Annotated in this window: 16 protein-coding genes; 13 read left to right on the top strand and 3 right to left on the bottom strand. The window is 36.1% G+C overall.

All coding sequences use genetic code 11. The features are described from left to right. Nucleotides 1-69: 69 nt before the first annotated feature. From M3189_RS01930 to M3189_RS01920, 3 genes are all read right to left on the bottom strand, one after another. Nucleotides 70-546 carry a YkyB family protein gene (locus M3189_RS01930; protein ID WP_285889300.1) on the bottom strand — a complete coding sequence of 159 codons (477 nt, stop codon included), beginning with the start codon at nucleotides 544-546 and terminating at the stop codon, nucleotides 70-72. Between the two features lie 211 nt (nucleotides 547-757). Beyond that, nucleotides 758-1,636: a metallophosphoesterase gene (locus tag M3189_RS01925; protein ID WP_251631300.1), complete on the bottom strand. Its 879-nt coding sequence runs from the start codon at nucleotides 1,634-1,636 to the stop codon at nucleotides 758-760. 208 nt (nucleotides 1,637-1,844) lie between these two features. Next, entirely contained in the window at nucleotides 1,845-2,669 is an 825-nt protein-coding gene (locus M3189_RS01920; protein ID WP_251631298.1) for a C39 family peptidase, read from the bottom strand. Between the two features lie 159 nt (nucleotides 2,670-2,828). Between M3189_RS01920 and M3189_RS01915 the strand changes: the two genes are divergently transcribed. From M3189_RS01915 to M3189_RS01855, 13 genes are all read left to right on the top strand, one after another. Further along, nucleotides 2,829-4,040, top strand: coding sequence for an EAL domain-containing protein (locus M3189_RS01915; protein WP_251631297.1), 1,212 nt, complete (start codon nucleotides 2,829-2,831; stop codon nucleotides 4,038-4,040). Between the two features lie 68 nt (nucleotides 4,041-4,108). After that, nucleotides 4,109-4,345 carry a hypothetical protein gene (locus M3189_RS01910; protein ID WP_251631295.1) on the top strand — a complete coding sequence of 79 codons (237 nt, stop codon included), beginning with the start codon at nucleotides 4,109-4,111 and terminating at the stop codon, nucleotides 4,343-4,345. Nucleotides 4,346-4,520: 175 nt separating this feature from the next. Further along, on the top strand, nucleotides 4,521-5,024 hold the full coding sequence (locus tag M3189_RS01905; RefSeq protein WP_251631294.1) for a DUF3993 domain-containing protein: 504 nt from the start codon (nucleotides 4,521-4,523) through the stop codon (nucleotides 5,022-5,024). 180 nt (nucleotides 5,025-5,204) lie between these two features. After that, the gene (locus M3189_RS01900) at nucleotides 5,205-5,441 is read left to right on the top strand and encodes a YkuJ family protein (protein ID WP_045515459.1); all 237 of its coding nucleotides are present in this window, start codon (nucleotides 5,205-5,207) and stop codon (nucleotides 5,439-5,441) included. A 137-nt stretch (nucleotides 5,442-5,578) separates the two neighbouring features. Further along, nucleotides 5,579-6,031: a cyclic-di-AMP-binding protein CbpB gene (cbpB, locus tag M3189_RS01895; protein WP_251631291.1), complete on the top strand. Its 453-nt coding sequence runs from the start codon at nucleotides 5,579-5,581 to the stop codon at nucleotides 6,029-6,031. Between the two features lie 51 nt (nucleotides 6,032-6,082). Continuing rightward, nucleotides 6,083-7,594 carry an MDR family MFS transporter gene (locus M3189_RS01890; RefSeq protein WP_251631289.1) on the top strand — a complete coding sequence of 504 codons (1,512 nt, stop codon included), beginning with the start codon at nucleotides 6,083-6,085 and terminating at the stop codon, nucleotides 7,592-7,594. Nucleotides 7,595-7,702: 108 nt separating this feature from the next. Beyond that, nucleotides 7,703-8,584: a LysR family transcriptional regulator gene (locus tag M3189_RS01885; protein ID WP_285889299.1), complete on the top strand. Its 882-nt coding sequence runs from the start codon at nucleotides 7,703-7,705 to the stop codon at nucleotides 8,582-8,584. A gap of 77 nt (nucleotides 8,585-8,661) precedes the next feature. Then, the gene (dapD, locus tag M3189_RS01880) at nucleotides 8,662-9,372 is read left to right on the top strand and encodes a 2,3,4,5-tetrahydropyridine-2,6-dicarboxylate N-acetyltransferase (RefSeq protein WP_251631286.1); all 711 of its coding nucleotides are present in this window, start codon (nucleotides 8,662-8,664) and stop codon (nucleotides 9,370-9,372) included. 66 nt (nucleotides 9,373-9,438) lie between these two features. Further along, on the top strand, nucleotides 9,439-10,557 hold the full coding sequence (locus tag M3189_RS01875) for an N-acetyldiaminopimelate deacetylase (RefSeq protein ID WP_251631284.1): 1,119 nt from the start codon (nucleotides 9,439-9,441) through the stop codon (nucleotides 10,555-10,557). A 153-nt stretch (nucleotides 10,558-10,710) separates the two neighbouring features. After that, nucleotides 10,711-11,259: a peroxiredoxin gene (locus tag M3189_RS01870; protein WP_179158453.1), complete on the top strand. Its 549-nt coding sequence runs from the start codon at nucleotides 10,711-10,713 to the stop codon at nucleotides 11,257-11,259. Nucleotides 11,260-11,327: 68 nt separating this feature from the next. After that, nucleotides 11,328-11,783 carry a TlpA family protein disulfide reductase gene (locus tag M3189_RS01865; protein ID WP_251631282.1) on the top strand — a complete coding sequence of 152 codons (456 nt, stop codon included), beginning with the start codon at nucleotides 11,328-11,330 and terminating at the stop codon, nucleotides 11,781-11,783. A gap of 114 nt (nucleotides 11,784-11,897) precedes the next feature. Continuing rightward, nucleotides 11,898-12,806: a DUF4349 domain-containing protein gene (locus M3189_RS01860; RefSeq protein ID WP_251631280.1), complete on the top strand. Its 909-nt coding sequence runs from the start codon at nucleotides 11,898-11,900 to the stop codon at nucleotides 12,804-12,806. A 70-nt stretch (nucleotides 12,807-12,876) separates the two neighbouring features. Then, nucleotides 12,877-13,536 (top strand): potassium channel family protein, encoded by a 660-nt coding sequence (locus M3189_RS01855; protein ID WP_251631278.1) that lies wholly within the window; start codon nucleotides 12,877-12,879, stop codon nucleotides 13,534-13,536. Nucleotides 13,537-13,554: the final 18 nt, after the last annotated feature.

Raw genomic sequence — 13,554 nt, 5'->3', positions numbered from 1 at the left:
TCAATAAACTGTAGCGAAATTATGTACAAAATAATCAAACGTAAAAAGGCCAGTTAATATTTGGCCATTCTACGTATAACGTTCCCCTAACTTTTTAAAAATTGGTTTTTGATATGGACGGTTTTTTCGATGATTTGAAGGTGGCTCTTCTATTTCTGTAATGCCGGTATATTGCTGTAATATACCTTTTGCTTGATTAAGAGGGAGTGAGGTTTTTGGATTTCTCACACTTCCATCTAATTTACCCAAATGTGGAAGCTCAGCAAAATCAAACTTTGTGGGAGGAATATGAAAAGTATAATGACCACACTGAACGAGGACATCAGACTGCTGTTTGCTATTACGAGGATTTTCCGAAAAATGAAGTCCAATTTTTTTTGCTTTGCCTTCATCAATTAACTTTTTTAATGATTCATGCTTTAGTCTATATAAATATTTGGGATTTGGTGCAGTTTTGGCATGGCGATTAACAATAAAGAGAGCTTGAGAGAGGTTATCAATCGTTAGCTTTGCTTTTGAGTGGGGGATTTCCCTATCGTGAGTCAAGATATGTACTCCTTTCTATTTTTAAAACAGAATAAAATACTATGTTCAATTAGGTTTTTTGAAAACTTTTGTAGAATAGTCACTATTTTCTTTAAATTGTTTATCCTTATTATGATTTAATTGTAAAATAGAAATACAAGAAAGTAAAAACATTATTGTAAAAAACGAGAACTTTTTAAAAAATCCTTACCGTTTAATGGGAAAGGATTTTTTAATCTGTCTCCGTTGAAATCAAAGTAAATAAAGTTAATTCTGGTTTTGCCATGAAACGAAAAGGGAGTCGTGTTGTGCCAATACCTCGATTTACGTATAAGGACAATGGATTAATTTCACCAATGGAATAATAGCCTTCGGGATAATTTTGTGCAAAAGGGGGGATGACGAGAGCTCCCACAAAAGGTATCTTTACCTGCCCTCCGTGACTGTGTCCACTTAACTGCCAATGTATCTGATAGGCAGAGGCTTCATCCGCAACATCAGGGGCGTGTGACAAAAGAAGTTTAAACGAGTTTTCTGGTACATGTTTCATTGCTAATTGTAAATCAGGTCTGCCAAGCATTCGATCGTCTATACCTAAGAGAGAAATAAAACTTCCATCCTTATGCTTAATGGGGAGGGATTCGTTTAACAGGAGAGTGAAATTGGACATTTCCATTAAATTTTTATAAATTTCCGAACCATAGCCCCCGTGGTCATGATTTCCATAAATACAATATTTACCCATAGTTGCTTTTAATTGCTGCAAAATGGGAGGTACTTTATTAAGTTCATTGTATTTATTTGGCTCGTCCAATAAGTCTCCTGTGAAAAAAATTAGATCTGGCTTAAGCTGATTAATTTTACTAACTAATTTCTTTAATTGGTTTATGTTGTAATGAAAGCCTAAATGAGTGTCACTAAATTGGATAATTTTCACTCCATTAAAACTTGCAGGAATGGAGGAGTGCTTGATTTCAAGGTGATTAATTTCAAGAAGTGAAGGTTCAATTCGATTGGCATAGAAATAACCGCCTGAACCAAGACCGAAAAAGGTGAGAAGTGTACCAAAAGTACTTTTTAGGAAAGATCTCCTTTTCATTTTTTTAGGCATAATTATATTACCAACCCATCTCCAATTTATTTCTGTTTTTAAAAGTAGAGTCATTCGTATTTTCTTTAAAAATGGTCATTTTTGCAAGCGAAAAGGCAGAGAGAATTTTTTAATAAAATGGTATACATTAGTTCATATTCTTAAATATAGAAAAAATTCCTATTAAAAAGCAGCCTTTTGGCTGCTTTTGTTTGTTGCTTCTGCTTTTTTACTTATAACTTACTGCCCTGCATTGAAGTGCTTTCCAGGAAGCGATAAAATTTTCTTTTCCCACTCTTACTTGTTTTCTTCCAGAAAGCGGGTCATTCAAATAAACAAAATTTGCATCATAACCCACTAGGACAACCGCATGCAAATCCAATGGTGTTTTAATAACTTCCTGTCCGTGATGCCAAGACTCCCAGCGATCAGGTAATCGATAATCTCCTGTTGTCCAAACCACTACAGGGAAACCGGCAGATACATGCTCTAGAACACGTTCAAAGGGCTGGTTTGTTAGGTTAACAGCTCTGCCTGGAAGTTTTTGATTAACAAGCGCCTCCATTGGTTTATCAAATACTGCATAACCTGCCTGCTTACCAGTCATATCTCCTACAAAACCTTCTGCAGGGTTGCCCCAATTTAATATATCACCATTAGAAGATCTTTTGATAGGATCAGGATCTTTCTGAATGGAGTGATACAAATCCATTTTGTCTGTTTTGACACCTGCAAAGTTTAAAACCATGGCAAGGCTTGTCACTTCACATCCATATCTTAACTCAGGATTTTGTTTAATCAAGACAACATCAAGCATCATTGAATCCTTTTTGGCAGGTTGAGATACCGGCTGATTTACGTTTGTATTTGAAAAAGGTTGCTTATTGGTTTCACTATTAGTGGTAGCATTTCTGGTTTTTTGAATTTCAGGTCTCGGAACTTGTTCGTATATTTCTGTGTAATTTTTCTTATCCGGCTGCATAGAAACTGTCTCATCTGTATTATTACATCCAAACAGTGGAAGGATGGAAAATAACAAACAAAATTTTTTCAAGTGCTATCCTCCATTCAAATGGACTTGGTACTATCATTCGGCAGTTTCAATATGTCTATGATGGTATTCTTTTGGAAAAGAACATGATGTGCAAGTTGAGCGTATTGTATATAAGGGTATGGTATAATGAGGAAAATCTTTTTTGCGGAGGGTGCTTGAATGGATGCATTGGATATCCTAACGGATCTTGAAAATGTCATTCCTTATTTTCAACCAATTTTTAGTGCCGATGAGCAGCGTGTAATTGCTTATGAGGTTTTAGGTAGATATCAATCAGAGGGCAACATCATTAGTTTGGGCAGCTTTTTCCATGATGATAGTATTCCAGAAGAATACAAATTCGAAGTTGACCAATTATTAGTTCAGAAAGCGTTAGAACGTGCATTTGATCTTGAAGATGATGTTAGCATCTATTTGAATCGTGATGCCGATTTACTCATGTATCGACATGGAGAGCCATTTTTACAAGAATTGCTGGCTTTTGAAAAAAGAGGCTTGAATTTAAAGAGAATAGTCCTTGAAATTTCTGCAGGAAATTATAAGGGTGATTTTGGTCAATTAGATCATTTATTACAATATTACCGAACCTATGGGATAAAAGTTGCTATTGCAAGTATAGATAGTGACACAAATTTCTTTGAACGAATTGGCCAATTAGGACCTGAAGTCATAAAAATAAATTTACGTGCTTTAAAATCAAATGCAACAGCAGCGAGCTTTACGGATGTCTTATTTTCTTTATCATTATTGGCAAGGAAAATTGGAGCCACATTACTTTTTGAAAATATAGAAATGAGTTACCAGCTTCAATTTGCATGGAAAAATGGCGGGAGATATTATCAAGGATTTTATCTGTATCCCCCAGCCCCTGAGTTTATTGAGCGTGAATTATTAAAAGAGCGATTAAAAGGGAAATTCCATGAATTTATCGCTTATGAGAAAAGGAAACTAGAAGCAATATATTCAGCTGCCGAATATTTTCAAAATAAAGTACAAGATATTCTAGTGAAAAATAAGAAGGCTAATTATGAAGATTTGTTTTCTTCGCTCATAAAAGAAATGGATCAAATTGCATTTCGAATGTATGTATGTGATGAAGATGGTTTTCAGAAATCCTCAAATATTTTCAAGGGTGAAAGCGGCTGGTATACCCAAAAAGAATATATTGAAAAGAATTGGAGCTGGCGTCCTTACTTTTTAGAAAATATCATTAAAATGAGAAATGATGGTAAGGGGATATTATCTGATTTATATAGTGATATTGAAACCGGGGAGACCATACGAACTTTCTCCATTCCTATAAACGGGCGTGATTACTTATTCATTGATATTACCTATCAGTATTTATTTGAGAATGACCAATTATTATAACTTACTTAGTATAGAATGGTTCATACGGTGGAATTTTAATAGAAACATTATTAAAGGAGAAATCGCTTATGAATCTGTTTGTAAATGCCCTATCAATCCTAATTGTTGGAATTCTTGCGGTTTCGCTTATTTATACATTGTCAGTGGCCAGGCAAAAAAAGGTAGTTGAAGGAGAAATGGATACGAAAATAGCTGAGCCAGTACAAAGACATATTTACTTGAGCAACCCGATTTTCTGGGCATATGGTATATTTTTTACCTTAGTACTATTTATCATCCTTTTTGTAGCAATTACTTTCTATTGATAAGGCCTCATTGAGGCCTATTTTTTTTAAAAGTTTTTTCGTGGATATGTAAATAATTTGTAGGTTAATGTCTATTACTGATGTTTTTTTGCGATTTATTTTTACAATTATCAGGAATATTTGTTGTTAAAATTGAATAATACCTAAGATTTTTAGAGTAAGGGGGAAAAGGAAAATGAAGAAAACTTTACTATTACTTTTTATCATCTTATTGTTAATACCTTTGTCTCCAACAGCAAAAGTAAATCTAAGTACAAAAACTGAGGTTTTTAGTTTGCTCCAGGAAGCCTTTCACGTTCAGGTCTCGCTTAGTGTAAAGACTAGTACAAAAGAAAAAATTAATGATTTATTAAATCCATACTTTTCTAAAAATTATCAAAAATTGTTTTGGAAAGAGAATGTTTTTGAAGAAGATGGAAAATTTGTTACATATGGTTCGGATTTTGCACTATTTTATATTCCCTTTTTTCACTATTCGGATGAGACCAAAGTCATCTTTACACCTGAAGGCATTTACGTTTTTGAATTTTTCCCTGCCACAACAGACGGTCCAGTTGGATATGAAAATCATTTTGAGGGGGTTTTATTAAAAAAATTCGATGACGGCTGGAAGGTGGATGAATTTTTGTATAATAATATTCCTGCTTCTATTTTGGAGAAAGCAAATTCAAATAAATAAAAAAAACTTTCCATTTTTTTCACTTTTACATGGACAGATGCTGTCTGTTATTTTATTCTTTTAATATTGGCATATTCACCAGATGAAATTATGCTGGAAAAAATCCATAAGGATAGAAATATGCGAAAAGAGAAACATAACAGTAGAAAGTTTGCTTGTGTTTGAAAGGAGACGGAGCATATGTCACAGCTTCAAGGAATATTAACACGGTTAAAAAACCTTCAGGAACAGTCTAACGGAGGTGAGCCGGCACAACGCTATTTTGAAGTAAATGGCGAAAGAAAGTGTCAAGTAACATTTCATCCCAAAACAGAAACATTTGAATTAGAAATATATAATGAAAAGGAAAAGCCAAAACGCTATCAATTCGATAATGTAGACATGATTACAATTGAAATCTTTGATTTAATTCAATAGGAGCCGGCAACGGTTCCTTATTTTTTTCCTTTTTTACGGCAATTCTTATTTATTACTTTTTCATAAAAAAAACCAGTTCTCCGAAAACTATGGTAGAATATACATGTGGTAAAACAAACATTGAGGAGTTTTCGGCGATGATTAGTCTTCACAGTGGTGAATTTTTAGAAATAGATATACGAAAATTGATGATACCTTCTGAGCGTGTTGCTCATGTACAGGTTGGAAATAATCTTGAGCATGCCCTATTAGTCCTAACTAAAAGTGGATATACAGCTATACCCGTACTAGATCCACTCTATAAACTACATGGTCTTATTAGCACTCCTATAATAATGGATTCAATTCTTGGACTTGAAAGGATTGAATTTGAACAGTTAGAAAAAAAGAGAGTGGAAGAGGTTATGAATAAATCTGTTCCTCGTGTAAAGATTACGGCTTCAATCAAGACCTGTCTTAGGCTCTTAGTTAACCATCCTTTTCTTTGTGTTGATACAGAAGATGGTTATTTTGAAGGAATATTGCCTCGAAGTACAGTATTAATGCAGTTGAATTTAGATGTAAACAAGATGAATAAAAGTGAGAAATAAGGCTCCCACAAGGGGGCTGTATTATTTTATTGAGAATCATGAGGTGTAATGATGGCGAATCCTATCTCTAATTCAAAGAGAGGAAAGACAAATAGACCGCTTGTACTAGCAGCTGTAATGCTAGCAATGTTTATGGGAGCGATAGAAGCAACGATTATTTCAACTGCTATGCCTGCTATTGTTGCTGACTTAGGTGGCTTTACTCTCTATAGCTGGGTCTTTTCAGCATATTTATTAATGAATGCGGTAACGGTCCTGATATATGGGAAATTATCTGATTTATTTGGTAGAAAACCTATTCTCTTTATTGGAATTACTATCTTTTTAATTGGATCCATCCTCTGCGGCTTTGCAACATCGATGGAAGCACTTATCATTTTTCGATTAATCCAGGGGTTTGGCGCAGGCGCCGTTACGCCGATTGCAACCACTATTGTTGGTGATATTTATACGGCTGAGGAAAGAGCGAAAGTTCAGGGATATTTAGCAAGTGTATGGGGAATCTCTGCTGTTACGGGACCAGCTGTAGGTGGATTACTCGTTCAATACGTAAGCTGGAATTATGTTTTTTGGATAAACATCCCACTTGGTATTCTCTCTTTGATTGGTATAGGATTCTACCTGCACGAGAACGTTGAAAAGAAAAAACATGAAATTGATTACATAGGTGCATTCTTATTAACACTGTCTATTTCCTCCTTAATGTTTTTGTTAGTAGAGGGCGGGGGGCGGTGGTCATGGGGTTCCTGGCAAATTGTCAGCTTGCTTGTCTTATTTATTGTAACGATTAGTCTGTTTGTCTATCACGAAGGCCGTGCGAAAGAACCTGTAATGCCCTTTACTATTTGGAAGGAACGATCCATTTTCGTTGCGAATGTAACCTCTTTAACTACGGGTATTATGTTGATAGGAATTTCAAGTTTTCTTCCTACCTTTGTCCAAGGGGTAATGGAACAAACACCAATCGTTGCAGGGTTCACATTAACAGCTATGTCCGTTGGATGGCCCATTGCTTCGACACTTTCTGGAAGGATGCTTATTTCATTCGGATACAGGAAAACATCCCTTATTGGTGGTGTTGCCTTAGTTATCGGCAGTGTAGTTTTTGTAACGATGACAGGCTCTTCTGGGCCTCTATGGGCTGCTTTAGGGTCTCTTATTGTCGGTTTTGGTATGGGTTTGACCTCAACTTCATTTATTGTCTCTATCCAGGCAACAGTAAGCTGGCAGCAAAGAGGGATTGCAACAGCAGCCAATATGTTTATGAGGAATTTAGGAAACACAATTGGTGCAGCCTTACTTGGCGGAATTCTTAATAATCGGCTGGGGAATTTCCTTAGCGAGAACTCCAAAGAATCTGAGGGAAAACTAACCGTAGATTCTGCAAACCTTTTATTAAAGGAAGATGAGCGATCCAATTTATCTGAATCTGCTCGAGAACTACTTCAGGAAGGGCTGACTCAATCATTGCATTGGGTCTATTATGTTGTACTTACCTTTGCTCTAGTAAGTTTAATCCTAATTTCATTTATTCCTAAACATAAAAAAGGCTCTGCATCATGATGCAGAGTTATTTTTCTGAAATAAAAGAAAGCTTATTGATGAAATGATTTCATTTTCTCTATATAATAAGTAATGCGGATATCTAATAAAGCATAAAGGTGGATGGTTTTGTCCTCAATATCAGAATTTCATTTATTATCTATCTTAGCCCAAGAAATGAATATGCGAAAAGCATCAGAGAGGCTATTCGTGTCTCAGCCGGCGCTTTCACAGCGTCTACAAACGATAGAGAAAGAGTGGGGAACAAGAATTTTTATCCGCTCACAAAAAGGACTTTCACTTACCCCAGCCGGAGAAGTTGTTATTCATTTTGTAAATGAGGTGCTGGTAAAAGAAGAAAAGGTTCGGGAAAGTATCCATTCTCTTCAATCGGGAGTTTCAGGAACATTAAAGATTGCAGTTGCTTCGATTGTTGGTCAAAATTGGCTGCCGCCCGTTTTAAAAAAGTATAGTGATGCCTATCCGCAAGCAAAAATTTCACTCATAACGGGGTGGAGCAGTGAAATACTGAAAAGTCTATATGATGATCAAGTACATATCGGGATTATTCGAGGATTACCAGATTGGAAAGGCGTAAAAATTAAACTTTTTAGCGACCCGCTTTTCTTGGTGGATAGAGAAATTACTAGACCTAATCAGCTGTTAGAAACAGATAGACCCTTCATTCAGTTTAAAAGTGATTCTAATTATTATCAAGAAATCCAGGATTGGTGGATGCGTCAATTCAAAACCTCACCTAAAAGAACAATCATTGTTGATCAAATTGAGACATGTAAGCAATTAACCTTCAATGGTTTAGGATATTCTATCCTACCAGGCATTACGTTAAATAACACCGAAAAGGAAGTTTACAAAATTCCGTTACTAAATGAAAATGGTGATCCCCTTAAACGTGATACATGGTTATTAGCGTATGAGTCATCCTTTCAACTCAAACAGGTTCAGGCATTTGTGGACCTAATTAAAGAACATAGCAGTCAAAGCAACTGATGCTTGCTATTCATTTTTCTTGTTTTCAACACTTTTGTTTGATAAAGTAAAATTTAATTTAATCTGGAGGTACTACTATGAAAATGATGGATGCAAACGAAATTATTTCTTTTATTCAAAATAGCAAAAAATCAACACCAGTAAAGGTTTATGTAAAGGGTGACTTAGAAGGTATCGATTTTGGAAGCAATTCTAAAACTTTTATTAATGGCAATACCGGTGTAATTTTTGGTGAATGGTCTGACATTAACCCAGCTTTGGAATCAAACCAAGCAAAAATTGAAGATTATGTAGTTGAAAATGATCGTAGAAATTCTGCGATTCCATTATTAAATACTAAAAACATTAATGCTCGTATCGAACCAGGAGTTACCATTCGTGACCAAGTTGAAATTGGTGATAATGCAGTTATCATGATGGGTGCTGTAATTAATATTGGCGCAGTTATTGGTGAAAAAACAATGATTGACATGGGTGTTGTTCTTGGTGGCAGGGCTACTGTTGGGAAAAACTGTCATATTGGAGCTGGGACTGTTTTAGCGGGTGTTATCGAACCGCCATCCGCACAGCCTGTTATTATCGAAGATGATGTCTTAATTGGTGCAAATGCAGTGGTATTAGAAGGTGTTAGAGTTGGACAAGGCTCTGTAGTTGCTGCTGGTGCAGTAGTTACGAAGGATGTTCCGCCATATACAGTTGTTGCTGGAACCCCTGCAAGAAAAATTAAGGATATTGATGAGAAGACAAAATCCAAAACCGAAATCATGCAAGAACTTCGCCAATTATAAACGTAAGACAAAGTAAAGCGTGGACAAACACTCCACGCTTTCTTTCTAGTACAGGAGGAGAAATGAATGAACCCGTTTGTTAAAATAAGACGTGACCTGCATCTTATTCCTGAATTAGGATTTCAAGAATATAAAACACAAGCATATTTGTTATCATATTTAGAAACCTTATCACAGGAACGAGTATCCATAAAAGAATGGAAAACTGGACTTTTTGTTAAAGTTCACGGTTTAAATCCTAGAAAAACAATCGGCTACCGCGCCGATATAGATGGTCTTCCGATAGTTGAAGAAACGGGATTAGAATTCTCTTCAACCCATCACGAACAAATGCATGCGTGTGGTCACGATTTTCATATGAGTATCGCTCTTGGTGTTTTAACACACTTTGTACAAAATCCAATTGATGATGACCTTTTATTTATATTTCAACCGGCTGAAGAGGGGCCAGGCGGTGCAGAACCAATGCTAAAATCCGACACCATGCAGGAATGGAAGCCAGATATTATTTTTGCTCTGCATATCGCCCCAGAATATCCTGTCGGATCCATTGCTCTAAAAGAGGGGTTATTATTTGCTAATACTTCAGAACTGTTTATTGACCTTAAAGGCAAAGGTGGGCATGCTGCTTATCCGCATCTAACAAATGATATGGTGATTGCAGCCTGTTCACTTGTTGGTCAACTGCAAACAATTATTTCCCGTAATGTGGATCCATTAGATAGTGCAGTGATTACAATTGGCAAAATTACGAGCGGCACCGTACAGAATATTATTGCTGAAAAGGCAAGACTTGAGGGGACTATTAGGACTCTTTCTGATGATACAATGGATAAAGTCAAACAACGAATCAATGCAGTTGTGAAAGGAATAGAAACCAGCTTTGAATGTGAAGTTGTTATTGATTATGGATCGATGTACCATCAGGTTTACAATGATGAGAATATTACAAGAGATTTCACTCAATTTATGAAGGAACAGACGAAAATTGATGTTATTGAATGTAAGGAAGCCATGACTGGTGAAGATTTCGGTTATATGTTAAAGGAAATTCCAGGTTTGATGTTTTGGCTGGGAGTGGATTCCTCATATGGACTCCATCATGCGAAATTAAATCCAAAGGAAGAAGCAATTGAAGTTGCTATAAATATTCTCACCACCTACCTAACGTATAAAGGAAATTGATGAAAATTGCAGCTCAAAAAACGTATTACTTCATTCTTATGTCTAAAAATGTTAAACTGAAAATTAGAAAAGATTGTTACATATCGTCGTTTATTCTTTATGATAAAAGGGTAAAACAATGAAGGAACTAATATTTATTTGGAGGGATTAGACATGCCAGAACGTATGGTAGCTAAGCAAGCGCCTAGATTTGAAATGGATGCAGTCTTACCGAACAAAGAATTTGGAAAGGTAAGCCTTGAAGAGAACATGAAAAACGACAAGTGGACAGTGCTGTTCTTCTATCCTATGGACTTTACTTTTGTTTGTCCAACAGAAATCACAGCAGTTTCAGACCGTTATGAAGAATTTGATGATCTTGACGCAGTTGTAATCGGTGCTTCTACGGATACCATTCATACTCACCTTGCCTGGATTAACACAGACCGCAAAAACAACGGTCTTGGTGAGCTAAACTATCCATTAGCAGCAGATACAAACCATGTGGTTGCTCGCGACTACGGTGTTTTAATTGAAGAAGAAGGTATTGCACTTCGTGGCTTATTCATTATCAGCCCAGAAGGTGAATTAATGTATTCTGTAGTAAACCACAACAATATCGGTCGTGATGTAGATGAGACATTACGTGTCCTTCAAGCACTTCAAACTGGCGGACTTTGTCCAGCTAACTGGAAACCAGGTCAAGCGACTCTTAATGCTTAATTCCGATCGCTCATAAAAATAAGAGACCTAACCTTAGTGGTAGGTCTTTTTAAAAAGGGGAATAGATCATGAAATTACGTGAACCAATGCCAGAATTAACAGGTGCAGTTGAATGGTTAAATGGAGAAGTTAGAAAAGAGGAATTAGTCGGTGAAAAACCTACCCTCATTCATTTCTGGTCTGTAAGCTGTCACCTATGTAAGGAAGCTATGCCGCAGGTTAATCAATTCCGTGATCAATATAAAGATAAATTAAATGTAATTGCTGTACATATGCCAAGGTCAGAAGAGGACCTAGACCTAGAGCAAATCAAGCAAGTTGCTGCAGAACATAGAATTAACCAGCCTATATTTGTTGATAGTGATCATAAACTAGCTGAGGCCTTTGAAAATCAATATGTTCCTGCTTATTACGTATTTGATCGTGAGGGGAAACTCCGCCATTTCCAAGCCGGCGGCAGCGGTATGAAAATGCTCGAAAAAAGAGTTAACCGTGTATTAGACGAAATAGATAAAACAGAATAAGTGTAATAAAGGGTGCTGTTCGTTTTACAACGAGCAGTCTTTTTTATTTTTATGTAACTATATGAAACTTTAATCGTCCGTATTAATAAATAGAGAAATGGGGGCTTTCATAAAATGAAGAAAATGTTTAAAATATTCGTTATGATATCACTAATTCTACTTTTGGCAGCATGCAGTTCTACCAGTAAAAGTGAAGAAGTGAGGATGAGCAGTGACAAAAGTGCAGAAATGGATTCAGGACAGGCAGGTATGGAAGAAAAGACACAAGTAGCACTTGACAATAGTACAAAACAAGAGTCAGCTGCTCAAACTGAATTAGATGTCCCTAACCAAATGATCATCTATCAAGCAGATTTACAGCTCCGGGTAAAGAAATTTGAGCAGACTTTACAAAACTTAGAAGAACAAGTACTAAAGTATGGTGGATACATTGCGGAATCTAACGTCTCTAAAGATGGAGTAGAGCAGGTTAGTGGAAGAATTGTTGTTCGAATACCTCAAAAGAATTTCCAAACATTCTTACATGACGCCGAGGGGCAGGCTGCAGAGGTCCTGCAGCGTACGATTAGTGGAACAGATGTGACAGAAGAATATGTGGACCTAGAGTCCAGACTAAAATCCAAAAGAGTGGTAGAAGAACGGTTAACCTTATTTATGAAATCGGCAGAGAAAACAGAAGATTTGTTAAAGATTTCTGCTGACCTTGCTGCCATACAAGAGGAAATTGAAACAATACTAGGGAGAATGAAATATCTAGAAAATCAGACGTCGCTATCAACCATTCATATTTCACTTTATGAAAATAAAGTGATTGTGCCAAATCTTGAAGATGAAGATCTTAATACTTGGGATAAAACAAAAAAACAATTTATGAAAAGTACCAACATGTTGTTAGCAGCTATTTCAGGTTTTATTGTTTTTATCGTTGGTAATTTACCTATTTTAGGAATCCTAGCAGTGGTTACTGTTTTTATCTTTCTATATTTTAAGAAAAAAGTTCGGAAAAGAAATGACATCGACTAAATAAGTATATTCAACTAATTTGGTTATGCTAAAATGAAAATAATTAATTGACTTTGCTGGGGGAATTGTAGTGAGAAAGAATTTTGCAGTTATAGGATTGGGTCGATTTGGCGGGAGTATTTGCAGAACTCTTTCTGATGAAGGTTTTGAGGTGCTTGCAATTGATAAAAACGAAGAAAGAGTAAATGCATACGCCATGATTGCCTCACATGCTGCTGTAGGGGATACAACGGATGAGACAGTCCTAAAGAGCCTGGGTATTCGTAATTTTGATCGTGTAATCGTTGCAATTGGTGATGATATACAATCGAGTATTTTAACCACTTTGATTTTGAAGGAACTCGGAGTCACTCATATTACTGTAAAGGCACAAAATGATTATCATGAAAAAGTGCTAGTCAAAATAGGCGCTGATAAGGTCGTTCACCCGGAAAGGGACATGGGAAGACGGATAGCTCATAATTTGGCTTCTAGCAGTGTGTTGGATTATCTAGAGTTATCTGATGAACATAGCATTGTTGAAATCGTGGCAAACAGCAAGATAAGTGGTCATACTATCATCGAGTTAGACATTCGAAAGAAATACGGATTAAATATTGTTGCAATTAAAAGAGGAATGGATATAATCGTTTCTCCAAAACCAAATGAAGATATCAAAGCGAATGATGTGTTAATTGTGATTGGGACGGATGAAGATATCGATCGATTTGAGAGGAAAGTCTTGCAATAAAGAAAGCGGAAGCGCCTG

Source organism: Neobacillus niacini (assembly GCF_023715415.1).
Taxonomy (GTDB): Bacteria; Bacillota; Bacilli; order Bacillales; family Cytobacillaceae; genus Neobacillus; species Neobacillus niacini_C.
Note: the sequence above shows the minus strand (reverse complement) of the source record. Positions and strands in the feature narration are given on the sequence as shown.